General features: G+C 72.0%; 23 protein-coding genes, 1 tRNA gene and 4 pseudogenes. 18 read left to right on the forward strand and 10 right to left on the reverse strand.

All coding sequences use genetic code 11. From position 1 onward, the window contains the following. Positions 1–893, reverse strand: a pseudogene (locus tag ACTB72_RS11285) (hypothetical protein); the annotation flags it as partial. 492 nt (positions 894–1,385) lie between these two features. On the opposite strand from ACTB72_RS11285, the gene ACTB72_RS11290 reads away from it, so the two are divergent. The 4 genes from ACTB72_RS11290 (at position 1,386) to ACTB72_RS11305 (ending at position 4,997) form a co-directional block, all read left to right on the forward strand. Further along, positions 1,386–2,543 (forward strand): Ppx/GppA phosphatase family protein, encoded by a 1,158-nt coding sequence (locus tag ACTB72_RS11290; protein WP_463037116.1) that lies wholly within the window; start codon positions 1,386–1,388, stop codon positions 2,541–2,543. A gap of 136 nt (positions 2,544–2,679) precedes the next feature. Continuing rightward, on the forward strand, positions 2,680–3,486 hold the full coding sequence (locus ACTB72_RS11295) for an RlmE family RNA methyltransferase (protein WP_463037096.1): 807 nt from the start codon (positions 2,680–2,682) through the stop codon (positions 3,484–3,486). Positions 3,487–3,634: 148 nt separating this feature from the next. Continuing rightward, on the forward strand, positions 3,635–4,300 hold the full coding sequence (locus tag ACTB72_RS11300; protein WP_463037097.1) for a glutathione S-transferase family protein: 666 nt from the start codon (positions 3,635–3,637) through the stop codon (positions 4,298–4,300). Positions 4,301–4,307: 7 nt separating this feature from the next. Further along, on the forward strand, positions 4,308–4,997 hold the full coding sequence (locus ACTB72_RS11305; protein ID WP_463037098.1) for a thiamine diphosphokinase: 690 nt from the start codon (positions 4,308–4,310) through the stop codon (positions 4,995–4,997). A gap of 102 nt (positions 4,998–5,099) precedes the next feature. Here the strand turns inward: ACTB72_RS11305 and ACTB72_RS11310 are convergent, their stop codons facing one another. Beyond that, positions 5,100–5,618 carry a DUF992 domain-containing protein gene (locus ACTB72_RS11310; RefSeq protein ID WP_463037099.1) on the reverse strand — a complete coding sequence of 173 codons (519 nt, stop codon included), beginning with the start codon at positions 5,616–5,618 and terminating at the stop codon, positions 5,100–5,102. Between the two features lie 462 nt (positions 5,619–6,080). Between ACTB72_RS11310 and infA the strand changes: the two genes are divergently transcribed. From infA to ACTB72_RS11335, 5 genes are all read left to right on the forward strand, one after another. Further along, positions 6,081–6,299 carry a translation initiation factor IF-1 gene (infA, locus tag ACTB72_RS11315; RefSeq protein WP_092679644.1) on the forward strand — a complete coding sequence of 73 codons (219 nt, stop codon included), beginning with the start codon at positions 6,081–6,083 and terminating at the stop codon, positions 6,297–6,299. Between the two features lie 204 nt (positions 6,300–6,503). Next, complete coding sequence (locus ACTB72_RS11320; RefSeq protein ID WP_463037100.1) at positions 6,504–7,097, forward strand: Maf family protein; 594 nt, start codon at positions 6,504–6,506, stop codon at positions 7,095–7,097. After that, positions 7,094–8,182 carry a ribonuclease E/G gene (locus tag ACTB72_RS11325; protein WP_463037101.1) on the forward strand — a complete coding sequence of 363 codons (1,089 nt, stop codon included), beginning with the start codon at positions 7,094–7,096 and terminating at the stop codon, positions 8,180–8,182. The genes ACTB72_RS11320 and ACTB72_RS11325 overlap by 4 nt, the downstream gene beginning before the upstream one ends. A 191-nt stretch (positions 8,183–8,373) precedes the next feature. Then, positions 8,374–8,601, forward strand: a complete 228-nt coding sequence (locus ACTB72_RS11330) for a DNA gyrase inhibitor YacG (protein WP_463037102.1) — start codon at positions 8,374–8,376, stop codon at positions 8,599–8,601. Positions 8,602–8,678: 77 nt separating this feature from the next. Next, positions 8,679–8,754 (forward strand) — tRNA-Phe (locus ACTB72_RS11335). Positions 8,755–9,039: 285 nt separating this feature from the next. Here ACTB72_RS11335 and ACTB72_RS11340 read toward each other — a convergent pair. Next, positions 9,040–9,180 (reverse strand): hypothetical protein, encoded by a 141-nt coding sequence (locus tag ACTB72_RS11340; protein ID WP_463037103.1) that lies wholly within the window; start codon positions 9,178–9,180, stop codon positions 9,040–9,042. A gap of 55 nt (positions 9,181–9,235) precedes the next feature. Further along, positions 9,236–9,619 (reverse strand): annotated as a pseudogene (locus tag ACTB72_RS11345) (AMP-binding protein); the annotation flags it as partial. A 209-nt stretch (positions 9,620–9,828) separates the two neighbouring features. Here ACTB72_RS11345 and ACTB72_RS11350 point away from each other — a divergent pair. From ACTB72_RS11350 to ACTB72_RS11365, 4 genes and pseudogenes are all read left to right on the forward strand, one after another. Next, entirely contained in the window at positions 9,829–10,152 is a 324-nt protein-coding gene (locus ACTB72_RS11350; RefSeq protein WP_463037104.1) for a hypothetical protein, read from the forward strand. An 847-nt stretch (positions 10,153–10,999) separates the two neighbouring features. Next, positions 11,000–11,218 (forward strand): annotated as a pseudogene (locus tag ACTB72_RS11355) (acyl-CoA dehydrogenase family protein); the annotation flags it as partial. 38 nt (positions 11,219–11,256) lie between these two features. Beyond that, positions 11,257–11,476, forward strand: a pseudogene (locus tag ACTB72_RS11360) (acyl-CoA dehydrogenase family protein); the annotation flags it as partial. Further along, complete coding sequence (locus ACTB72_RS11365) at positions 11,453–12,256, forward strand: amidohydrolase family protein (RefSeq protein WP_463037117.1); 804 nt, start codon at positions 11,453–11,455, stop codon at positions 12,254–12,256. The pseudogene ACTB72_RS11360 and the gene ACTB72_RS11365, both read left to right, overlap by 24 nt. A 307-nt stretch (positions 12,257–12,563) precedes the next feature. Here ACTB72_RS11365 and ACTB72_RS11370 read toward each other — a convergent pair whose 3' ends face one another. The 5 genes from ACTB72_RS11370 to ACTB72_RS11390 all read right to left on the reverse strand — a co-directional run bounded on the left by ACTB72_RS11370 (position 12,564) and on the right by ACTB72_RS11390 (position 19,426). Next, positions 12,564–13,772 (reverse strand): serine hydrolase domain-containing protein, encoded by a 1,209-nt coding sequence (locus ACTB72_RS11370; protein WP_463037105.1) that lies wholly within the window; start codon positions 13,770–13,772, stop codon positions 12,564–12,566. Between the two features lie 287 nt (positions 13,773–14,059). Then, positions 14,060–15,727, reverse strand: a complete 1,668-nt coding sequence (locus tag ACTB72_RS11375) for a formate--tetrahydrofolate ligase (protein WP_463037106.1) — start codon at positions 15,725–15,727, stop codon at positions 14,060–14,062. A 73-nt stretch (positions 15,728–15,800) separates the two neighbouring features. Beyond that, positions 15,801–16,673: an alpha/beta fold hydrolase gene (locus ACTB72_RS11380; protein ID WP_463037107.1), complete on the reverse strand. Its 873-nt coding sequence runs from the start codon at positions 16,671–16,673 to the stop codon at positions 15,801–15,803. A 182-nt stretch (positions 16,674–16,855) separates the two neighbouring features. After that, entirely contained in the window at positions 16,856–18,589 is a 1,734-nt protein-coding gene (locus tag ACTB72_RS11385) for an NAD(P)-binding domain-containing protein (protein ID WP_463037108.1), read from the reverse strand. A 69-nt stretch (positions 18,590–18,658) separates the two neighbouring features. Next, on the reverse strand, positions 18,659–19,426 hold the full coding sequence (locus ACTB72_RS11390; RefSeq protein ID WP_463037109.1) for an SDR family NAD(P)-dependent oxidoreductase: 768 nt from the start codon (positions 19,424–19,426) through the stop codon (positions 18,659–18,661). Positions 19,427–19,771: 345 nt separating this feature from the next. Here ACTB72_RS11390 and ACTB72_RS11395 point away from each other — a divergent pair, with 345 nt between their 5' ends. Genes ACTB72_RS11395 through ACTB72_RS11415 form a run of 5 tightly spaced genes read left to right on the forward strand, consistent with a single transcriptional unit; the run spans position 19,772 to position 22,234 of the window. Then, a complete protein-coding gene (locus ACTB72_RS11395) occupies positions 19,772–20,320 on the forward strand; it encodes a hypothetical protein (RefSeq protein WP_463037110.1) in 549 nt (182 codons plus the stop codon). A gap of 3 nt (positions 20,321–20,323) precedes the next feature. Further along, positions 20,324–20,863, forward strand: a complete 540-nt coding sequence (locus ACTB72_RS11400) for a hypothetical protein (RefSeq protein ID WP_463037111.1) — start codon at positions 20,324–20,326, stop codon at positions 20,861–20,863. A 5-nt stretch (positions 20,864–20,868) separates the two neighbouring features. Beyond that, positions 20,869–21,285, forward strand: a complete 417-nt coding sequence (locus tag ACTB72_RS11405) for a hypothetical protein (RefSeq protein WP_463037112.1) — start codon at positions 20,869–20,871, stop codon at positions 21,283–21,285. Between the two features lie 14 nt (positions 21,286–21,299). Further along, the gene (locus ACTB72_RS11410) at positions 21,300–21,809 is read left to right on the forward strand and encodes a hypothetical protein (protein WP_463037113.1); all 510 of its coding nucleotides are present in this window, start codon (positions 21,300–21,302) and stop codon (positions 21,807–21,809) included. Further along, entirely contained in the window at positions 21,809–22,234 is a 426-nt protein-coding gene (locus tag ACTB72_RS11415) for a hypothetical protein (protein WP_463037114.1), read from the forward strand. Before ACTB72_RS11410 ends, ACTB72_RS11415 begins: the two co-directional genes overlap by 1 nt. A gap of 8 nt (positions 22,235–22,242) precedes the next feature. On the opposite strand, the gene ACTB72_RS11420 is transcribed toward ACTB72_RS11415, so the two are convergent. After that, complete coding sequence (locus ACTB72_RS11420) at positions 22,243–23,511, reverse strand: alpha-D-ribose 1-methylphosphonate 5-triphosphate diphosphatase (protein WP_463037115.1); 1,269 nt, start codon at positions 23,509–23,511, stop codon at positions 22,243–22,245. Positions 23,512–23,752: the final 241 nt, after the last annotated feature.

Below are 23,752 nucleotides of genomic sequence, written 5' to 3' on the forward strand. Positions count from 1 at the left end.
GGCGCACCTGCCGGCCGCTGGCGCCGCGCGGCGATGCGCAGCGACACCGCGCCCGCCTGCCTCGGGATCACCACCGGCACGATCCGTCCGACCCGCAATGCCCGGTCGCCCGGCGCGAGCCCTAACGCCCGCGCGAAGATCTCGAGCCCGCCGAAATGCAGCTCCTCATGCAGGATCTCGGCGAGATCGACCCGATGTTCGTCCAGCGGCGTTGCGAGCGCTCCGAACGGCCCCTCCAGCCGCAGCACGATGTCGTCGCCGAGCAGCGCCTGGTCGCGCGGCCGGGCGGCGGCGACGCGGGCGAGGCCGCGCAGGGCGTCGAACGCCGCTTCCAGCGCAGCCTCGAGCGGCGTCTCCCAAGGCCCGTTCCGAAGAATTTCGCCGTCCGGCCCGGTCACCCGCATCCAACCGCAAGCCGCGAAAACCTCGCCCCCGCCCGGCGCGGGGCGCAGGCGCAACGGGGCGAGGATGGATTCGCTCCGCGCGGTTCCGTCGGCGGCGCGGCGCGAGAGACGCCAGGCGGGCGGCGCCTCCCCCGCCGCGGCGCAGGGGAGGGGCGGCGCGAGGCTCAGCGCCGGGGAGAGGAGGGCGAGGGCCGGATAGGGCTCCTGCGCGAACCGCGCCGGGCCGATGTCCGCGGGGGCCGGCGGGGCGAGGATGAGCCGCTCGCCGGGTCCGGGCGGGGCTTCGAGCAGCGCGTGAAGGGCCGGCTTCCACGCGGCCCTCAGCACGGCCTCGATCCCTTCGCCCGCCAGCGCCGCCTCGGTTTCCCGGCGCAGGGGCGCGGGATCAAAACCCCAGATCTCGAGCCGCGCGCCCGGATGGGCCGCGGCGAGGGTCCGCGCCGTTTCGATGAGCGCGGGGCCGAACCGCCGCTCGAGGATCACCGCCATCGCCGCCCGCTCCCTGCTCTGCTCGCCGCCCGCCGCCCGCCGCCCGAACGCCGCGCCGGGGCGTCTGGCCGGCAGGCTAGCCCCGCGCGGCGCGGCGAGACCAGAGGCGGCGCCCGGCAGGGCGACGCGGGAGACGATCCGGAGGTCGAGCGACGTTGATCCGAGGCCTCCCTGTCGGCGGCGACCCGCCGACGTCCGACCGCACCACATCCGAAGCGTCGGCCAGGCCGGATCCGGGGGAGCCGCGCGACGACCGAGGGGCCGACGGGTCCGGCAGGCTCGCACGGCAGGGCGACCGGGGCGCCTGCGGCGACGCCGCGGAGAGCGCCCGAGCGCCCGGCAGGGCGCGGCGCCGCTCGCCCCGGACGCGACGTCCGCCGCCCCTCATACGCTTCACGCCCTTGTCCCGGGCCGCAACCTTGGATACCCATTGGATTATTGCGCGGCGCTTGGCCGCGGAGGTGTTACGTGACGTCGGCGCCCGATGCCCACATGCAGGCCCGCAGGCCCGCCCGCATCGCCGCCCAGGCCCCTCCGGCCCGGGCGACGTCCCGCTACGCCGCGCTGGACCTCGGCACCAACAACTGCCGCCTGCTGATCGCCGAGCCCGGACCCGGCCGTTTTCCGGGCGGCTTCCGGGTCATCGACGCCTTCTCGCGCAACGTCCGCCTCGGCGAAGGGGTCGAGGCGCATGGCGAGCTTTCGCGCGACGCGATGAACCGCACCGTCGACGCCCTGCGCATCTGCGCCGCCAAGATCCGCCGCCACGACGTCGCCCGCGCCCGCATCATCGCCACCGAAGCCTGCCGCCGCGCGGTCAACGCCCGCGGCTTCCTGCGCCGGGTGCGCCGGGAAACCGGGCTCGACATCGAGGTGATCACGCCCGAGCAGGAGGCCCGCCTCGCGCTCGCCGGCTGCGCCCCCCTGCTCGACGAGACCGCCGAGAGCCTGATGGTGTTCGACATCGGCGGCGGCTCGACCGAGCTGATCTGGATCGACCTGCAGGGCGTCGCCCCCGATCAGCGCCAGGACATGATCCTCGCCCTCGCCCCCGGCCGCGGCGGCCCCGACCGGTCCGAGCTGCGTCGCGCCGCGCGCGCCCGCATCGTCGACTGGATCTCCGCCCCCGTCGGCGTCGCCACCCTGCATGACCGCTTCGCCGACGTGGCCGACGACCGCGACCGCTACGCCCTGATGGCCTGCCATTTCGAAGACCATATCGCCGGCTTCCTGCCTTATGAGGAGGGTCTCGCCGCCGCCAAGCTGGGCGGACTGCAGATCATCGGCGCCTCGGGCACGGTCACCACGCTCGGCGCGCTGAAGCTGGGGCTGGAGCGTTACGACCGCGCCCAGGTCGACGGCATGTGGCTGGACCGCTCGGCCGCGACCCGGATCGCGCGCCAGCTGATCGACCTCGGGCCCCAGGGCCGCATCGCCCATCCCGGCGTCGGGGCCGACCGGGCCGAGCTGATCATCGCCGGCGCCGCCATCCTGCAGACCATCCTGCGCCTGTGGCCGGCCGAGCGCATCCGCGTCGCCGACCGGGGATTGCGCGAGGGGATGCTGCACTCCCTGATGTGGGCGGAGCGTTCGGCGGAGCCCGGCGCCGAGCCCCTTCCCGGTCCGCTCGGCGGCCCGCTCCCGGGCTGAGCGCGGCCCCCGAGCCCCGACGCGGCCGCCCCCGCCGCGTCCAGGCGGGGCTTGACCCGGCCCCTCGCGGGCGCGAAGGGGGGCGCGACGGCGGCCGGAACCGGCCGGCCGAGGATCGGACGAAGGCGGCGATGGCATGAGCGGACCCCCGAAGAGCGGCAAGGGCGGCGGCAAGAGCACGGGCGGGATCGCCGGCGGCTCGGGCCGCGGCGCGCGCGAGCTGCGCACGCGGGTGAAGACCGCGAAGGGGCGCAAGCTGTCCTCGACCTTGTGGCTCGAACGCCAGCTCAACGACCCCTATGTGCAGCAGGCCGGGCGCGACGGGTTCCGCGGACGCGCCGCCTACAAGCTGTCGGAGATCGACGACCGCCACCCGTTCCTGAAGACCGGGCATTGCGTGGTCGATCTGGGCTGCGCGCCCGGCGGCTGGCTGCAGGTGGCCGCGCGCCGCACCAACGCCGACGGCGCCAAGCCCAATCGCCCCCGCGGCCGCGTGCTGGGGGTGGACCTGCAGGAGGTCACCCCGCTCGACGGCTGCGAGCTGATGCAGATGGATTTTCTGGACGAGGGCGCCGACGAGGCGGTGAAGGCGGCGCTCGGCGGCGAGGCCGATGCCGTGCTGTCGGACATGGCGGCCGCATCCTCGGGGCACCGGTCGACCGACCACCTGCGCATCATCGCGCTCTGCGAAGCGGCGGCGTTCTTCGCCGGCGAAGTGCTGAAGGAGGGCGGGACCTTCCTCGCCAAGACCCTTCAGGGGGGAGCCGAGGTCGAGTTGGTCGCGATGCTCAAGCGCGACTACAAGACCGTCCGTCACATCAAGCCGCCGGCCAGCCGCAAGGATTCGGCCGAGATGTATGTGATGGCCACCGGGTTCCGCGGCAAACGGCCGAGCGAGCGGGAGGCCGAAGAGCAGGACCCCGAGGCCGGCCCGCTGGGCTGACCGGCGCGCCCGCACGCCCCGCCCCGGCGCGCGGACGGCCGGAACATCCGGCCCCCACGCCGCGCCGAATTCCGTCCCTCCCCCCGGTTTCCTTTTGCCGCGGCCCGCGCCACTCTGCGGCCAACCACGAAACCCGGAGGATCCCCCGATGCCCGCCGCCACCGCTTCGCCCATCGCCGCCCTGCCCTCGCCGGTGCGGCTCGTCACCTGCTCCACCGCGCCCAACCCGCGCCGGGTCAACGCTTTTCTGGTGGAGAAGGGCATCGAGATCCCCAAGGTCGAGATCGACCTCGCCACCCGCGACCACTTCTCGCCCGAGCATCTCGCCCGCTTCGGCACCCACCACCTGCCGGCGCTCGAACTCTCCAACGGCGAGACCCTGACCGAGACCATCGCCATCTGCCGCTACCTCGAAGCCCTGCATCCCGAACCCAACCTGATGGGCCGCGACGGGTTCGAGGCCGCCAAGATCGAGCAATGGCTGCGGCGTATGGAATTCCTCGTCGCCATGCCGCTGTTCTACGTGTTCCGCCATTCGCACCCGGCGATGGCCGCGCTGGAAAACCAGATCCCGGCGCTGTCGGAGGCGCATCGCCCCAAGCTCGCCGAAGGGCTGGACCTGATGAACCGTCGGCTGGAGGCGAGCCCCTATCTGGCCGGAGAGCGCTTCACCCTCGTCGACCTCATCGCCTACATCACCCTCGATTTCGGCCGCGTGGCGAAAGTCCGCCCGGACGAGAGCCACACCGGCACCCTGCGCTGGATGGCGGAGATGGCCGAGCGGCCGTCGCTCGCCCGGCCCGCGCGCAAATGAGCCGCGCATGAGCGACGCCCCCCCAGCCCCCGCCCCGCTGGTCTTCGACCGCCCGGCGCTGCTGCTGGGCGGCGGGCCCGCGCCGGCGGAGCTGATCGCGAGCCTCGCCCCCCTTTGCGGGGCGGTGATCGCGGCGGACGGGGGGGCGAACCGGCTGCGCGACGCGGGCCCCGCGCCCGACGTCGTGATCGGCGACATGGACAGCCTCGAGGATGCCGAGCACTGGCGCGCGCGGCTCGGCCCCCGGCTGATCGCGGTGACGGAGCAGGACAGCACCGACCTGCAGAAATGCCTGCGCCTGACCCGCGCGCCGCTTTATCTGGGCGCGGGCTTCCTCGGCGGGCGTATCGACCATTCGCTGGCGGCGCTGCACACGCTGCTGGTCAACCCCGACCGCCGCATCCTGCTGGTCGGGCGCGAGGATCTGGTGTTCCTCGCCCCCCTGCGCTGGCGGGCGCGGCTGGCGGAGGGGGCGCGGGTCTCGGTCTATCCGCTGGCCGATTGCGTCGGGCTCGCCTCCAGCGGGCTGCAATGGCCGCTGGAGAATCTGGCTCTGGGGCCGGGGCTGCGGATCGGCACGTCGAACCGGGCGGCGGCGGCGGAGGTGGGGCTGGATCTGTCGTCGCGCGGCGCGCTGCTGGTGACGGAACGGCGGTTTCTGCACGCGGTCATCGCCTCGCTGGACGAGGCGGCCTGAACCCGTCCCCGGGACGCGGAAGGGGCGCGCCGCTTTCGCGACGCGCCCCTTTCGGTCCCGCTTGGCGCCGCTCGGGGCGCGCAGGCGGTCAGACCGGCCGGATCACTCGGTGACGCGGCGCAGCTCCAGCTTCTCAAGCCCGGCGGCGAGGCCGATGCCCGCCTGCGTGCTGCCCGAAACCGGCTGCAGCGACACCTGATCGGACTCGCCGCCCACAAGAACCTTGACCCCGGCGCCGAGCCCCAGAGCCGCATCGGCGCTGGCCCCGTAATATTCGCCGTCCATCATGTCGGTGGTGAACTTCTCGGTCGTGGCGAGCACGGCCCAGTAGAGCTTCTGCTCCTCGGTCACGCTCAGATCGAGACCGACCTTGTCGATCTTGCCCACATAGATCGCGTCTTCGGCGGCGTCGGGCGATTTCAGCGTGCACAGATATTCGCTCTGCGACAGCACCACGTAGTTGCTCTTCGCGGTCATGTCGCAGGTCAGCATGCCGACCTCGATCTTGGCCTGCGGCTCGCCGGTGGCCTGGTCGGCGGTGGCCTGGGCGAAAGCGGGCGCGGCGGCGGCGGCCATCAGCGAGGCGGCGGCGGCGGCGGCGAAACCGGTCATCTTGGTCATGCTCATTCTCCTTCGTCATCGAAGTTCGCCGCAGGGATGTCCGCGGCGCTTCGGCATTAGGATCGTGTCTCATTAGGTGGAGGCCGCGGCGCCGGGGTCAACGGAAGCCGTTGAGAAATCACGCCTTCGCCTCAATTGTGGCAAGCCGTCGGCGCGCGGTCGAGCCGATTGCGAAGCCAAAACAAGGCGATGATCATGACGCGGCGTCATGAAGGCCGCCGCATTTCGCGCAGGCTTTCGGCGCCGCTTCGCCGCGTCCCTGACCGCGCCGGCCGCCCCAGGCCTGCGCGCGGGCGCGCGATCCGCCGCCCCTTCCGACCTCGCCCGCACGCCCCGCACCCCCCGCCGTCGCCGCGCCCTGCTCGCTGCGCCTTGATTCCCCCGCCTATCCGCGCCATACCCCCGCCACGCGACCTGCTTCCGCATGCCGCGACGCCCCGTATTCCACGCGCCGGAGACAGCATGGCCAAGGAAGAGACTCTCGAATTCCCCGGGGTCGTTGTCGAACTTCTGCCCAACGCCACCTTTCGGGTGAAGCTCGAGAACGGCCATGAGATCATCGCCCATACCGCAGGCAAGATGCGCAAGAACCGCATCCGCGTGCTGGCCGGCGACAAGGTCCAGGTCGAGATGACGCCCTACGACCTCACCAAGGGCCGCATCACCTACCGGTTCAAGTAACCCCGCCATGGCGCTCAACGCCGCCCCGGCGCATGCCCGGCGGCTCGTTCGCCGCGGCGCGTGCACGCACGGCCCCGCCGCCCGATGGGCGAGCCGCGGGGCCGTTTTTTCGCGTGCGCGAAGCGTGCACCGCGCGTGCACCGGACGTATGACGTTTTTCGCCGCCGTCCCGACGCCGGACGCCGGCGGGAGGAGCGCCGCACCATGCGCCTGATCCTCGCCTCCGCCTCGCCGCGCCGGCGCGACCTGCTGGCCTCGATCGGCATCCTGCCCGACGCGGTCCTGCCGGCCGACATCGACGAGACCCCGGGGCGGAGCGAACTGCCCCGCCCCTACGCCCAGCGGCTCGCTCGCGAAAAAGCCGCCGCGGTCGCCGCCCGCCCCGAGGCCGAGGGCGCGCTGGTGCTCGCGGCCGACACCGTGGTCGCGGCGGGCCGGCGCATTCTCGGCAAACCCGCGGACGTCGCGGAGGCGCATGCCTTCCTCACCCTGCTGTCGGGGCGCCGTCACCGGGTCGCGACCGGCGTGGCCCTGCGCCTCGGCGACCGCGAATGGATCCGGCTGGTCGAAACCCAGGTGCGCTTCAAGCGCCTGTCGGACGCCGAAATCTCCGCCTATCTCCGTTCCGGCGAATGGCGGGGCAAGGCCGGCGGCTACGCCATCCAGGGCATCGCCGCCGCCTTCGTCCCCGCGCTCAACGGCAGCTACACCAATGTCGTCGGCCTCCCCCTGACCGAAACCGCCGCGCTGCTGACCGGCGCCGGTCTGACCGTCACCTATGAAGGATCGCCCGCATGAAAGGCCGCCTGATCGCGATCTTGGAACAGGAGGGCATGCCCTCCATGGCCGCCTGCCTCGATGACGGTCGGCTGACCGACCTGCTGATCGACGCGCCCGACACCGACCCCACGCCCCGGCTGGAGGCGGTGCATCTGGCCCGCGTCATCCGCCGGGTCGACGCGCTGGGGGCGGCGTTCCTCGACCTCGGCGACGGCCGCGAGGGATTCTTGAAGTCGCCCCGCAAGGTCAAGACCGGGGATCGCCTGCTGGTCCAGATCGCCCGCCATGCCGAGCCGGGCAAGGCCACGCCTGTCACCGACGAGCCGCTGTTCAAGGGCCGCTACGCCATCCTCACCCCCCACGCGCCCGGCATCAACGTCGCGCGCCGGGTGCGCGACGAGGACGAGGCGGCGCGCCTGCGGGTGATCGCCCGCGACGCGCTGGATGAGGCCGGGCTGAGCGGCGAGGACGCGCCCGGCGCCATCCTGCGCTCCGCCGCCGAGGGGGTGGAGCCCGACGCGGTCGCCGACGATGTGAGCGCGCTGGCCGCCCTGCTCAACGCCGCCCGCGCGGCCGAAGCCGAGGGCGAGCTGGGCGAAGTCGTCGCAGCCCCCGACGCCGAAACCCGCGCCTGGCGCGACTGGGTGGAGCCGGAGCCCGAGGACGTGCAGCGCGGCGACCTGAAGCTCTGGGATGATCTCGGCGTGCTCGACCAGGTGGAGGCGCTGTTCTCCCCCCGGGTGGCCCTGCCGGGCGAGGCCTGGATGATGGTGGAACCCACCGCGGCGCTGGTGGCGATCGACGTGAACACCGCCGGCGACTTCACCACGGCGACCGGGCTCAAGGCCAACCTCGCCGCGATCGCCGACCTGCCCCGGCAGTTGCGCCTGCGCGGCCTCGGCGGCCAGGTGGTGCTGGACTTCGCGCCGCTCTCGAAACGCGACCGCAAGCAGGCCGAGACGGCGCTGCGCAAGGCGCTGAAGGACGACGCCATCGACACCCAGATGGTCGGCTGGACCGGGCTTGGCCATATGGAACTGACCCGTCGGCGCGAGCGCCGCCCGCTGACCGAGCTTCTGCCCCGCGGCATCCCCGCCCCCTGAGCCGCTCAGGCCCCGAGTCGCCCAGGCCCCGAGTCGCTCAGGCCCCGAGTCGCTCAGGCCCTGATTCGCCCGGGGCCTGAGTCGCGCGAACCCGGAGTCATCCGGGCACGGCGCGCGAGGCGTGGACATGCCCGCCCGACTCGGACGAGGCTCGCCCCCGCCCCCGCACCCCCGGACGAGAGGTCCCGCCCATGCCCTGCCCGATGTGCAAGCGCCCGACCGAGACCGCCTACCGGCCGTTCTGCTCCAAACGCTGCGCGGATCTCGACCTCGGCAACTGGCTGAACGGATCCTACGCCATCCCCGCCGAGGACGACGACGCGCCGGACGCCGACGACTACGCGCAGGATATCGCCCGTGAATCCGAGTTGCGCGATGGTCCGGACGGCGCGGGCCGGCGGGGGCGTCGCGGCAGGTGAAAAACCCGGGGCGCTCCCTCTGGACAGCCCCGCGCGCATCCCATAATAACCCCCCCAGCGCCGGTCGACGGCGCTTCGCCCGGGTAGCTCAGTTGGTAGAGCAGCGGATTGAAAATTCGCGTGTCGGTGGTTCGAATCCGCCCCCGGGCACCATTGCCCCCCAATCAGCCGAACGAAATCCGTTTCCGCGCCTGGAGCGTTGCAACGCCTCGGCCGGTTTTCGCGTTTGACTTGGGGCTTCGGGTTGATGCGCTGAGGTCGCCTCACGACGCTGATCGTCCGCTTCGCGGCGCGGGCATGATCGGTCGGGCCGCGCGCCCGAAGGCGCGTCCCGGCAAGGCGGCGCGCAATTCGTGCCGTTCTTGAGAGAAGCGGCGGCGAGTCGGGGCGCGGCGGATCGCCATGACGTCGCGGATACGGGGCGCGCCTCCCCCGCGCTCAGCCCTGCGCCGCGACGATTTTCATCACCTCGGCGTCGACCACCTTGCCGCCGGAATTCTTCGGCAGGCTCTCCATCACCAACCAGCGCGAGGGGACCTTGCAGCTCGCCAGCACCGCGCGGCAGCGGGCCTTCAGCACGTCGATCCCGCTCCCCCGTCGCGCAGCACCATGGCGGCGCATCCGACAGCACCAGACGCGGCTTGAAGAAGGCGACGAGGCGCGTGCGCTCCGCCTCGCTCCAGCGCGCGTCCATCGGCAGGGCCATGGCCCCGATCCTCGCCAGAGCGAGCAGCACGAACGGCGTGCGCGGCGCATCATCGAGCGAGACGCCGACCAGGTCGCCCTGGCGCACGCCGGTCTCGACCAGATGGCGGGCATGGCGGCGCAGCTCGGCGGCGAACGCCGCGCAGGTCCATTCGCGATCATGGAAAATCAGCGCCGTGCGGCCGGCGCGGTTGCAGGCGTGAACGTCGAGAATGGCAGCGAGATCGCCCGCCGCCCCTCCGCCGTCGGACATCCGGCGCCCTGTCGCCCCCCGGGGAACCCTGTGTCGCCGAATGCGCCCTGCGTGGTTCATGAAGCTCCTCCGGGGCGAGGGGCATGGGGCGAGGCCGGGACCGCGCCGCCTCCTGCATCATGGATGAGCCAGAAGATGACTTGTCATTGATGCAGCTCGCCGGAGCCAGCGAAAACGTCCGGACCAAATGTTCCGCAAGGGGGGGCGAAGATCGAAGAACAGAGACCCGCCCAGGGCGAGCGCCCGGACATCAGCGACAGGGGTGCGCGATGAAAACGACCTTCCGGATGATGGCGGCCGCGGCCGTGCTGGCCGCCGCCCAGGACACATTCGCGCGCATCGGCTCCGGCCTCGCCGGGACCTACCCGGCGGTCGACGCCAAGATCGCCGGCCTGATCGACGCCAATATCGAAGGCGTGCACGCAACGACCTCGCCGCGCGCGCCCGCCATCCCGACCACAGCCTTCGCCGGGGGGCGGACCCGCCGCCCCCGATCCCCGAGCCGACGACGGCGCGCGATCCCGCCCGCCGCTCCCCCCGGCCTTCCCGCGCCGCCCGAAGCGCGGTCGCTCCGGAGCTCCAGCCCCCCATGACCGCGCGCCCCCGCTCCGCGTTCCAGGCGCTTTCCGGCGAGGCGTCCGCGTCCCTGCGGATCACCGCCTTGCTGATCGGCGTGCTGGCCACGCTGTTCGCGACGATCCATCTCTAAGCCGGGATCTGCGGCGCGCCGCCGGCGATGCTGTTCCGCATGGTGCATCTGTGCCTGGCGCTGGTGTTCCTCGCCTTCCCGCTGCGCCGCGGCTGGGCCGAGCGGTGGAACGCCTGGACGCGGCTCGACGGCGGCTTCCTCGCGCCGTCGCTGCGGCTGATCCGATATTGCGTGACCACCATCGGCGGCTGGGCGCTGCGCCAGGCGATCCTGTCGGACGTGGACCTGTTCGCCGCCCTTTTCCTGATCGCCGAGGCGGTGCGGCGCACGCTGGGGCCGATCATTTCCCGGGCCTCTTCTACGGCCCCCCGCCCGCTGACGCTGCTGCGCGCGCGGGTGGTGGGCAACGGCGGGATCTTCGGGGCCCCCATCGCGGCGATGGCGCAATACGTCGTCCTTTTCATCCTCTTCGGCCAGCTTCTGGCGGTGGTCGGGGCCGAGGACGGGCCGAGCCGGGCGCCGGGCCCAGCGACCTCGACGCGCTGGCCGAGGTCGCCGACGCCCCCGGCGGCGTGGCCGAGCCTCCGGGCCGGTCGCTCTGGCTCGGCTGGGGGGGCTGGCGCTCTTCGCCACGGGGATGGAGCTTCTGGGCCAAGCCCATCTCCAGTCCCGCGATCCGGAGCTTTGGCTGGCGTCGATGGCTGCCCTCTCGGCCCTGCTGGTGGCGCTGAGCGCGCTGGTGCCGGGCCTCGCGCGCCGCCGCGCCGACGGGAGCGTCCGCCGCATGATCGATTTCCAGCCCGACGACGAGCAGCTCGCCATCCTCGAGACGGTGGACCGCTTCATGGCCCGCCGCCTGCCCCCGGAAGAGCAGCGCCGGCGCGACGACGGCCGCATCCCCCCCTACGACCTGCTGCCGGAGAATGGGGGCGCTCGGCCTCCTTGGCCTGTCCTTCCCGGCCGAATTCGGCGGGCTCGAGGCCGACTGGCGCACCGTCGCCCTGGTGCAGGAGCGGATGGGGCTGCGCGGGCGCATGCGAAGGCGCGGGTGCAGTTCGGCCGGCCCATCGGCGCGTTTCAGGCGGTGCAGCACCGGCTGGCATCTGGCCTGGCCGATCGCCACGGGGCGGGATCAGGCGCGCGAGGCGTCGCAGGCCAAGGTCATCGCCTCCGAAGCGCTGCAATACGCGACCCGGCACGGGATGCAGATCCTCGCGACGGCGGGTTGCGCGGCCGAGAGCGAGATGGGTCGGCTCTGGCGCGACGCGCGGCTCTTCTCCTTCGGGGGCATCGGGATCGACGAGATTCTGCGCCGGATGGACGCCGCCGGGATGGAGCGCGGGTTCCTGATCGCGCCCAAGGTCGGCCGGCTTGGCCATCGCTCGACCTGGCGTCTGCCTTACGAGGTCGTGATGCGGGCGGTGAAGGCGCATCCCGACCGCTTCTTCGGGCTGGCGGGCCTAGACCCGACCAAGGGCATGAAGGGCGTCTGGGAATTCCAGCGCGCGGTCGAGGATTACGGCTCCATCGGCGCGCACGGCTACCCGCACTGGGTCGAGCTCGCGCCGGACGCGGCGCGCTGGTATCCGTTCTACGCCAAGTGCATAGAGCTCGACGTTCCCGTGCGGCTTCAGATCGGGCAGTCGATGGCCTACGCCTCCGGCCATCCCTGCCGATCGGTCGGCCGGCCGATCACCCTGGACGGCGTGGCCTGCTATCTGCCGGAGCTGAAGCTGGCCGGCATCCATGTGGGCATCCCCTGGACCGAGGAGATGATCGCGATGGCCTGGAAGCACAAGAACGTCTTCATCGGCTGCGACGCGCCTCGTCCGACCTACTGGCCTGAGAGTTTCGTGAAGTACATCAACAGCTTCGGGCAGGACAAGGCGATCTTCGGGACCGATTTCCCGGTGCTGGATTTCGAGCGGACCACGGCCGGCATCGTGGCGCTCGGTCTGAAGGAGGTCGCGAAGCGGAAGCTGTTCCGCGACAATGCCATCAGGCGCTACAAGCTCGAAGAGCGCGGCGTGAAGCTCACCGACGCCTGAGAAATTCTCTTTTTTGGCAGCAGGTTGCGGCTCGGACTTGATCCTGGGCGCAACCTTCGCCGGCACCCGGAGCGGCAGTTCGGAAAAAATGATCTTGAAACATGGGGTTGCGAGGTAAAACTGCCTCGCAACCTCAATCGCCAGAATCCCGCAGAGGGCACAGAATGATCGCCCAGGCGTGATGGGTCACGCTGGAGCAGTCGGATCCAATCCGGGGTCGGAGATACATATTTATTCAGAAATATCAGATCGTTGCGCGTTGTTCTTGATGCATTGCGCGAGCGAAAAAAATCATCGAAATGGGACGTCAGGGGGCGACCAGCGACGCATAGGTCAGCGCCCGTATCTCCTTGCGCAGCGGATAGGCGGAGGACGGGACCAGCTGGGTCATGAAGATCGTCGCCAGATCCCGCTTCGGATCCACCCAGAACACCGTCGAGGCCATGCCGCCCCAGCCGAAATCCCCCACGCTCGCCGCGGTCTTCGCCAGCCCCGGATCCAGCGTCACCGACACGCCCAGACCGAAGCCGATCCCGTCATAGGGGACCTCCGAGAACACCGCCTGCCCGTTGGCCGCGAGATCGCCGCGCAGGGCGTTGGTCGCCATCAACTCCACCGTCGTCGGCGCCAGCAGACGCGCGTCGCCGAGCGCGCCCTTGCCCCGCAGCATCTCGGCGAAGCGCAGATAGTCGTCGATGGTCGACACCAGCCCGCCGCCGCCCGAGGCCTGGCGGACCTGACCCTCGGCCCAACTGGTCTCGGCCCCGCGGTCGAGCAGCTTCAGATCGGCCTCCGGGGTTTTCGCGTAGCAACTCGCCAGCCGGTCGCGCTTGGCGTCGGGCACGGCGAAGAACGTGTCCTCCATGCCCAGCGGCGCGAAGATCCGCTCCTGAAAATACCGTGGGAGGGGCAGGCCCGAGACCACCTCCACCACGCGCCCCAGCACGTCGGTCGACACCCCGTAATTCCAGCGCGCGCCCGGATCGAAGCTGAGCGGCAGTTCGGCGAGCCGCCCGACCGTCGCCTCAAGCGCCTCGTCCTTCGCCGAAAAATCCAGTTTCCGCGCCTGCATCGCCTCGGCGACCGGGCCGGCGTTGAAGCCGTAGGTGAGGCCGGAGGTATGGGTGAGCAGGTGGTGGACGGTGAGCCGGGTCCGCGGCCGCTCCACCTGCTCGAGCGAGGTCGCGCCGGGGATCAGGACCTGGATGTCCTTGAATTCCGGCAGGATCTCGTCGAGCGGCGTGTCGAGATGCACCTGCGCGTTCTCGAACAGCATCAGGAAGGCGATGGTCATCGAGTAGATGCGGACCAGCGTGTCGCGGGTCCAGGGCGTCGCGCTCTCGACATCGCGCAGGCCGGTCATCGCATGGTGCACGACCTCGCCGCGGCGCGCGATCAGGACCTGGGCGCCGGGAAGGCGGCCGCTGTCGACCCAGCCCTGCATCCAGGGCCGCAGCCGGGCGAGGCGGTCAGGATCGAAGCCCAGCGTCGTCGGATCGCGCACAGGGTCGAGCATGGATGCCTCCTCACGGGCTCGCGGGGCTGCGGGCCCGTCGCCGCGGCCCGAGTCGCTCATCGCCTTCGACTTGAGGGGATCGGGCGGCGGACCGCAACCCTGCGCGCGCCCGACTTTTCGCAAACGGCGGCCGCGCATCGCAGAGAGCGCCCGGCGGCGGCGACGCCCATGGCGAGGACGGCCGGCATCCGCGGGCGTTCATGCGCCAGCGGCGCGCCGGGATCGACCACCACACGCGGCGGCGGGGCGGAAACCGCGCCGCCCTGCGACGAAAGGAGGGCCGCGCCTCAGAACAGGCCTTCGATGTCGCCGGCCGCGTTCACATGGATGCGCTCGGCCGCTGGCACGCGCGGCAGGCCGGGCATCGTCATGATCTCGCCGCAGATCGCGACCACGAAGCCGGCCCCGGCCGAGAGGCGAACCTCGCGCACCGGGATCGAGTGTCCGACCGGGGCGCCGCGCCGCTCCGGGTCGGTGGTGAAGCTGTACTGGGTCTTGGCCATGCAGATCGGCAGCCTGCCGTAGCCCTGCGCCTCCCAGTCCGCCAGCTGCTTGCGGATCTTCGCGTCAACCTGCACGTCCTCGGCGTGGTAGATGCGTTTCGCCACCGTCTCGATCTTTTCGAAGAGCCCCATCTCGTCGGGATAGAGGGGGGCGAAGCGGCTCGCCTCGCGCTCGACCATCTCCACCACCCTGGTCGCGAGCGCCGCCGCGCCGCGCCCGCCCTCGGCCCAATGGGTGGAGAGCACCGCCTCGACGCCCAGACGCGCGCAAAAGGCCTGGATCGCCGCGATCTCGGCCTCGGTGTCGGTGGTGATGTGGTTGATGGCGACGACGACGGGGACGCCGAACAGACGCACGTTGCCGATATGCCGGCCGAGATTAGCGCAGCCCGTCTCGACCGCCGCCACATCCTCGACCGCCAGCGCGTCGCGCGCGACGCCGCCGTTCATCTTCAGCGCCCGCACCGTGGCGACGATCACCGCGGCGGCGGGGGCGAGACCGGCCTTGCGGCACTTGATGTCGAAGAATTTCTCGGCGCCCAGATCGGCGCCGAAGCCCGCCTCGGTCACCACGTAGTCCGCGAGCTTCAGCGCCGTGCGCGTGGCCACGACCGACGAGCAGCCATGCGCGATGTTGGCGAAGGGCCCGCCATGGACGAAGACCGGGTTGTTCTCGAGCGTCTGCACCAGGTTGGGCAGCATCGCGTCCTTCAGAAGCGTGGTCATCGCGCCGTCGGCGTTCAGGTCGCGGCAGAACACCGGCGATCCGTCGCGGCGCAGCGCCACGACCATGTCGCCGAGCCGCGCGCGCAGATCGTCGAGATCATGCGCGAGGCAGAGGATCGCCATAACCTCCGACGCCACCGTGATGTCGAAGCCGCTTTCGCGCGGGAAGCCGTTGGCCGCGCCCCCGAGGCCCAGCGTCACCTGGCGCAGCGCCCGGTCGTTCATGTCCATCACCCGGCGCCAGGACACGCGGCGGACGTCGATCTCCAGCTTGTTGCCCCAGTGGATATGGTTGTCGATCATCGCGGCCAGCAGGTTGTGCGCCGAGGTGATGGCGTGGAAATCCCCGGTGAAATGGAGGTTCATGTCCTCCATCGGCACCACCTGCGCGTAGCCGCCGCCCGCCGCTCCGCCCTTCATGCCGAAGTTGGGCCCCAGCGAGGCTTCGCGGATGCAGACCACCGCCTTGCGGCCGATGGCGTTCAGCCCGTCGCCGAGGCCGATGGTGGTCGTGGTCTTGCCCTCGCCCGCCGGGGTGGGGCTGATCGCGGTGACGAGGATCAGCTTGCCGTCGGGCCGGCCTTCCTGGGCCTTGATGAAGGCGGCGTCGATCTTGGCCTTGTCATGGCCGTAGGGGTGCAGATGCCGGGCGGGGATGCCCAGCGCCGCCCCGATCTCCTGGATCGGCTTCTTTTCGGCGGCGCGGGCGATCTCGATATCGGACATCCGGGTTTCCTTGCGGATCATGTCGTCGGGCGGCGACGGGTTGTTGCAGCTTCGAAGGGGGACGCGGTCGCCGTCAGATGTCCAGGCGACGATGCAGAAAATCGAGGATGGCGTCGGCGATCAGCGGCGCCGAGGCCGGGTCGAGGTGAAAATGATGGTCGCCGGGCAGCGTCGCCGTCGCGTAATCCGCGATCAGCTCGGCGCCGAGCCGCGCCATCTCGGCGGCATGGGGCCGGGCGCGCAGACTGCCGCCGTCGGCCCAGATGTTGAGCACGGGGCAGCGGATGGCGCGCAGCACGGTCTCGACCTGCTCGCGGGTCAGCTTGACGGCGGAGCTTGCGAAGAGCCGCGGGTCGCCGCGCATCGCGAAGCCGTCCGCGGTCTCGTCCAGGGCGCGCGCCGCCAGCGCCCCGGCGGTCGCGGCGGAATTGCCCTGCTCGCCGCGGCGGCGGGCGTAGTCCTCCCGGGTCGCGAAGGTCCGCGGCGGCCGCGTCTTGCGCTCGCGGGTCTCTTCGACGAAGGCGCGCAAGGTGGTGACGAAATCGGCTGCGGCGGGCACGGGGGCGAGCGCATCGAGCGCCACGAAGGCGCGCGCCCGCGCCGGCTGGGTGGCGGCGAAGAGCGACGCGATGACGGCCCCCCGGGAATGGCCGAGCAGCACGCAGTCTGCCCAGCCGATCTGGTCGAGCAGCCCGGCGATCTGCGGCAGGTCATCCCAGATGTTGTAGGTGGCGTGGGCCGCGCGATGGGCGCTGAGCCCCTGACCGCTGAGGTCGAGCGCCACGACATTGCAGCCCGGGAGCCTGGGCGCCAGTTCCTGGAAACTCGCCGCATGATCCATCCAGCCGTGCAGCGCCAGCACCGGCGTCCCGCCCTGCGGTCCCCAGGCCAGCCCGGCCAGGCGCAGGCCGTCCACCTGCCACTCGCATTCCCTCGGGTCCGTCATGCCGCTCTCGCCCCCTCGCGCCGTTTATGGTCATTCGTCCGGTCATAGCCCAACCCGCCCCCGCGCTCGAAGCGGCGGAGTGTCCATCGCCCGAGAATTCGGGAGGCGGGGGGCGGTGAGGCGAGCCGGACGGTCGAAGGTGGGGCGGATGCGAGACGCGCCCGACCTCGTCGCGAAAAACCTCAGTCCGCGCGCGGCGCCGGCGAAAGTCCCGCATGGCGCGCCTTCAGCTGCAGACCGAGCAGGCCCGAGTAGAAGCGCGACTGGGCGAGGTTGCCGCCCATGAACCACAGCCCCTCCTGCGCGGTGGGCTTCCACATGTTGCGCAGCTCGCCCTCCCACGGACCCGGATCGCCCCGGGTGTCGGAGCCGTAGCCCCAGCAGCGCCCGATCCGCGCCGCGGTCGCCTCGTCGATCAGGCGGGCCACCCATTCCTCCATCGCGCCGAAGCCGGTGGCGTAGACGATCATGTCCGCCGCCAGCACCTCGCCGTCGTCGAGCACCATCCCCTCGGGCGAGAGGCGCGCGATGCCGACGCCCGAGCGGATCCCGATGCGTCCGTCGATCACCATCGCGCAGGCGCCGACGTCGAAATAGTAGCCCGAAGCGGTGCGCGGATATTTCAGCATCCCCGTGCCGTCCTCGCCGAAGTCCAGGGCGAAGCCCGCGGCCTCGATCGCCTCGTAGAACCCGGCCTCGTCCTCGCGCACCTTCGCCCAGACGCGGCGCGCATTCTCCTCCTGCACCCGGAAGGGGGAGGCGGCGAGCAGCAGGTCCGCCCGGTCGGTCGTGATCCCCCGGTCCACCGCGTCCTGGGAGAAGAGGGGCCCGAGCATCGTCTCGACCACCGTCTTCTGCTGCACGATCATCGTCGACGAGCGCTGGATCATCACCGGATGCGCCCCGTTCGCCACCAGGTCCGCGGCGATGTCATGGGCGCTGTTGTTGGCGCCGACGATGATGACGCGCTTGCCCTCCATCCCCGCGCCGCTGGCGAATTCGGAGGAATGCAGCTGGGCGCCGGCGAAGGTTTCCGCCCCCTCGATCTCGGGCCGGCGGGGGAAGCCGGCGTTGCCGACCGCCATCACCAGATGGGTGGGGGCGAGCGTGACGGTCTGACCGTCCCGCTCGACGGTCGCGATCCAGCCGTCGTCGGCCGCGTTGCGCGCGGCGGCGAGGCAGGTCGTGCCGGTCCAGACCGCGAGTTCCAGCGCGTGGGCGTAGCTTTCCAGCCAGTCGCCCATCTTGTCCTTCGGCGTGAACACCGGCCAGAAGTCGGGGAACGGCAGATAGGGCATGTGGTCGTACCAGACCGGGTCATGCAGGGTCAGGGCCTTGTAGCGCGACCGCCACTGGTCGCCGACGCGGGGATGCTTGTCGACGATCAGATAGGGCACGCCCAGCATCTCGAGCCTTGCGCCGAGCGCGAGGCCCGCCTGCCCGCCGCCCACCACCAACACATAGGGCTGCGCGGTCTTGCCGAAAGCGTCGGTCTTCGCGGCGAACCGCTCCTTCCAGTTGCGCCCATGGGGGTCTTCGAAAAGGCCAGAGGGGCGGCGGGCGCGCAGCGGCTCCTCGTGGCCCTTCAGCTCCTCCAGCGCCAGCATCAGGGTCCGGCAACGGCCGTCGCGCAGCCGCACATAGCCGCGGCCGCGGCCGAGCGCGGTTTCGAAGGCGACGAAGCCTTCCTGCGCATCGGCGGCGGCGGGTTCGGGCGCCACCACCAGCCCGGCCGGCGAGGCCTGCCCGATGGCGAAGCCCGCGATGGCCTCGGCGCCCTCGAGGGTCTGCAGGGTCCAGCCGACGGCGATGAAATCGCGCCAGAACCCGTCGGGGAGGAACAGGTCCGCGACCGCCTCCGCATTCCGCGCCGCCACGGCCGCGTTCAGGGCCTGCGCCCAGGTCTCGATATTCATGCTCTTTCCCTCATCCCCTCGCGGCGCATCTGCGCGCGCCGCCGTCCCATCGACCACGCGGGCCCCCGATCAGTCTTCCGAAACCATCAGGCCTGCGGTCTCCCCGCCATCCACGGTGATCACGTCGCCGGTCACGTAGCCCGAGCGCGGCGAGATCAGCCAGGCCGTCGCCTCGGCCACGTCCTCGGCCATCCCGATCCGGCCCATCGGGATGCGCGCGGTCAGCAGCGCCCGACGGCCGGGAAGCGCGAGGGTGCGGGCCATCATCCGCGTCTCTATCTGGCCGGGGCAGACGGCGTTGATGCGCACGCGGGGCCCGATCTCCAGCGCCAGCGACTTGGTCAGGCCGATCAGCGCGGCCTTGGAGGCGGTGTAGAGCGCGAGGCCCTTCTCCCCCGCCTTGCCGGCCACCGAGGCGATCATCACCACCGCGCCCCCGCCCGCTTCCAGCGCCGGCAGCAGGCGCGCGGTCAGCATCACCGGAGCGCGGAGGTTCAGGTCCATCACCTTGTCGTAGAGCGCGTCGTCGGTCTCCGCGAAGACCGCACGCACGCCGACGCCGGCGTTGTTCACCAGGCCCGAGAGCCGCCCGGCCGAAAGCTCCAGCGCGCGGTCGGCGGCGGCGGCGATGCCGGCGGGGGACCCCAGATCGGCCTCGAAATACGCGGCGCCGGGGATCTCGGCGGCGAGCGCGGCGCCGGCTTCGGCGTCGCGGCCGCAGAACAGGACCGGCCAGCCCTCGTCGACCATCAGGCGGACGCAGGCGGCGCCGATGCCATGGGTTCCCCCGGTGACGAGGACGGGGGCGGCGTCGGCGGGGGCGAGAGACCGGGGCATGGCGGTTCCTGTATCGGGTGGAAGGGGGACGGGCGGCGGCATCCGCCGCCCGCGCATTCGTCGCCGCGCGAAGCGGGTCGGGCGTCGGGGAGATCAGGCCCGAAACGGCGGCCGCTTGTCCATGATCCCCAGCGCCGGCTCGACGGCATGAGCGGCCTCCGAGGCGAGGATCGCGCGGGGATCGGAATGATGCGCGCGCGTTCGGTCCCGCATCGCCGGACGTCGTTCATCCATCTGAAGTCAAGCCATTGACCCGAGGCGTCGTTGCGCCTCTAAGCTGTTCGCCTGACCGTTTCCGCGCCCGCAAGCCCCCGATGGGCCGGCGCGCCATATCGAGGCGACGCATTGAAACCCCATGCATTCCCGGCCGCGATCGCGGGCGCGCTGCTGCTCACGGCCTGCGCCCCGCCGCCCGACTACGCCAATACCGAAGCGCTGCGCATCGGCGCCCCGCGCCTCGACGCCGCCCAGATCCGGGCGCGCCAGACCATGCGATTCGACGACGTGACCGAGCAGGCGCTGCTGATCGAGGCGACGCAGGTGCTCCAGGATCTCGGCTTCACCATCGAGGAGAGCGTGGCCCGCTACGGCGTGCTCGCCGGCTCCAAGGACCGCGACGCGACCGAGGCCGGCCAGGTCGCGGGCCAGATCGCGCTGACCGTGGCCTTCGCGCTGCTGGGCGCGCAATACAACCCCGTCTACGACACCGACCAGGTGATTCGCGCCACGCTGACCACCCGGCCGCTGGGCGAGGATGACGCGCAGCTGCGGGTGTCGTTCGAGCGGATCGTGACCACCAACCAGGGCCTGTCGCGGGCCGAGGAGCTGACCGCGCCGGAATTCTCCTCCGGGTTCTTCGAGCAGGTCCGCTCCGGTCTCGCGGCGAAAGGCTGAACCATGCGCAGCATCCTCCTCATCGCCCTCGCCGCCGCCGCCCTGTCGGGCTGCGTGTCGACGCCCGCCACCACCTACATGCCCAGCCCCAAGAGCGCGCTGGAACTGCGCGCGATCCAGACCCGCGTGGTCCCCCTGCCGGCCGACGACGCCATGCGCGACGTGATCGCCACGATGCATGACCTCGGCTACCGCATCACCCGGGTCGCGCCCGACGCGCGCACCGTGTCGGGCACCCGCCAGTCGACCCTGCGCATGGCGGTGATCGTGCAGCCCAAGGGGCCGGAGGAGAGCGCGGTGCGGGCCAACGCCTCGCTGATCGCGCCGCTGCGCGAAACGCAGGTGGACAGCCCCGTCTTCTACCAGCGGAACTTCTTCGAACCGTTGGGCGCGACCTCGGGCCGGGCGCTGGCCGAACTGCCCGCCTCCGCCGACGCCCCCGACGCGCCGCGTCCGGTGGCCGAGATCAACACGGCGCGCGAGCGCGAAGCGGCCGCCGCCGCCGCGGGCGCCGCCATCCCCAAACCCAAGTCGGGAGACTGACCCCAATGCGCCACCGCATCCTCTTCGCCCTTCCCGTCGCCGCCCTGCTCGCCGCCTGCGCGCCCGCGAGCGAGCATGCGCGCGAGGTCGAGGCCGGCGCCGGTTCCGGCGACAAGCTGACCGCCGGAACCGTGCAGCGCGAAATCCGCGAAGGCATGAGCGGGGCCGACGTGGCCGGCGCGCTCGGCTCGCCCAACATCGTGACCCGCGACAGCGACGGGACCGAGACCTGGGTCTATGACCGCATCTCCACCAACCAGGTCTATTCCCAGTCCTCGGGCGGGGTGAACGTGCTGTTCCTCGGCGGCGGCGGCGCGGCGGCGGGGGCCTCGCAGACCTCGCAGCGCACGCTGACCGTGGTGATCCGCTTCGACGCGGCCTCGCGCGTGCGCAGCTTCACCTACCGGTCCTCGTCGTTCTGATGCCGGAGGGGCTGATGCCGGAGGGGCTGATGCCGGAGGGGCTGATGAAGGCAGGGCTGATCGGGCGGCGGGGCTTCGTGCTCGCCGGCCTCGGCCTCGCCGGGCTGGCGAGCGCCGGCTGCATGGCCACCGGCGCCGATCAGGTCGCGGCGCTGTCGCCAACGGCCTCGAGCACCGCGGCGCGCGCCCGCCAGTCGCGCCGGTTCGAGACGTCGGACCGCGCGCTGATGCTTCAGGCCTCGCTCGGCGCGCTGCAGGATCTGGGGTTCTCGATCGACGAGAGCGATGCGGGGCTCGGCGTCATCGTCGGCTCCAAGGTCGCGCAGGGGCGGGTCCGCGCCCAGGTGACGGTGCGCGAGGCGGCGAACGGCGCGGGCTCCGTGGTCCGCGCCACCTTCCAGCGCATCGTGGCCAGGCCGGGCGCGATGCTCTCGGTCGGCGAGACGCTGGACGACCCCGCGCTTTACCAGGGGTTCTTCGAGCGCGTCGCCCAGTCCGCCTTCCTGACCGCCAACGAGATCTGATGCTTATGCTTCGCCCCCTGATCGCCGCAGGCGCCGCCGTGGTCCTGCTCGCCGGCTGCCAGACCGACAGCCGCCGCCAGGTGCTGCAGACCACCCACAGCCAGGCCGCGCAACGCTCCATCTCGACCCGGTATTTCGAGACGGAGAAGCTGGCCGACGTGTTCCAGGCGGTGCTGTCGTCGCTGCAGGATCTGGGCTTCGTGGTGGATCGCGCCGACCCCGCGCTCGGCACCGTGTCGGCCACCAAGTTCGACGGTGGGTTGACGCGGTTCACGGTGTCGGTGCGGGCGGGGGGCAGCGGCAAGACCATCGTGCGCGCCTCGGGCCAGGTGAACCAGACCGAGATCTCCGACCCCGCCGCCTTCCAGCGGTTCTTCGATGCGCTGGAGCAGGCGTTGTTCCTGCAGGCGAACCGGATCGACTGAGAGGGGGCTCAGCCGGGGGCGCCGCCCGCCCGGTAAGCGACCCTGCCGCCGCTCAGCGTCAGCTTCGCGGCCGGGGTCACGCCCTCGGGCCAGTCGACCAGCACCAGATCCGCGCGCAGCCCCGCCTCGATCCGCCCCCGGTCGGTCAGGCCCGAGGCCGCCGCCGGACCCGACGACACCAGTCCCCAGAGCGTCGCCAGCGGCGCCCGGCGTTCGTCCTGCAGCCGGGCCACCGCCGCCAGCATCGCCGGATAGAAATAGTCCGAGGCGAGCACGTCGCAGAGCCCCGCCTCCACCATGTCGCCCGCGGACGGCGAGCCGATATGGCTGCCGCCCCGCACCGCGTTGGGCGCGCCGAAGACGATGAGGTCGCCGGCGGCGCGCGCGGCCTCGGCCACCTCAAGCGTCATCGGGAATTCGGAGATCCGGGCGCCGAGGCCGCGGTAATAGTCCCGCGTCTCGGTCTGCGTGTCGTCATGGCTGAGCATCGGGGCGCCGGCGGCGCGGCCGGCCTCCGCCAGCGCGCGGATCGCGGCGTCGATGCCCGGGCGGCGGGTCCAGATTTCTGCGAGCCGATCCAGATAGGCGTCGACCGTCAGGCCGGAACGCCCGGCCTGCCTGGCGAGGCGCGTGCGCAGACGGGGGTCGTCGAGCGCGGCCGCGGCGAAATCGGGCGACTGCTCGAAGGCGCGTTCCTGCAGGGCGGTGTCGAAACTGCGCAGCGACATCGAGGTATGGTCGTTGAAGGCGAGCGACGGCGTGCGGGGGGAGGCGAGCGCCCGGCGGATCAGCGGCTCGGCTTCGATTGCGAACGTCTCCCAGCGCAGCTGCACGCGGTTGTCGACGGTCAGCCGCGGGGCGAGCGCGTCGAGCGCGTCGAAAAACGCCTCGCCGCGGGGGACGGAGCGCAGGCCGGGCTCCCAGCTCAGCGTCAGCGCGTGATAGGCGGTGGCGATGCCGTTGGCGGCGAGCTGGCGGTCGGTGTCGAGGATCGCGGCGTCGAGCGGGAAGCAGACGTCGGGCCGGGGCGAGACCTGGCGTTCGAACGCGTCGCCGTGGAGGTCGACGAGGGCGGGGGCGAGGACGAGCCCCGCGGCGTCGATGTCGCGCGCATCGCCGGCGGCCTGGCCGACGGCGGTGATGCGGTCGTCCTCGACGGTGACCTCGGTGGTCTCGACGCCGCCCGGCAGGATCACGCGCGCCCCCGTGAACCGCACCGCCCCCGTGAACCGCTCCGCCCCTGGGACCTGCTCCGCCCCCGTGCCTCGCTTCGCCATGCCTCGCCCTCCGCAGCCTCGCCGGGGCCGGGAGGCCCAAGCTCGCGCAGAATGCATCCGCGAGGAGCGGGGGCAAGTCTCGGGACAGGGGCGCGGCGGTGGGCCCCAGGCCGAGAGGCAGGCGGCGGGACAGGTTCGGGGGCGCGCCCGCGTCGAGAGCGGGACCGCGCGAAGGCGGCCCCCGCGATGGGCGCGGCGCGGAAGCGGATCCCGCCGACCGACCCGCCGGGCCGCCGGTCCC

It is taken from the genome of Albimonas sp., from assembly GCF_055129145.1.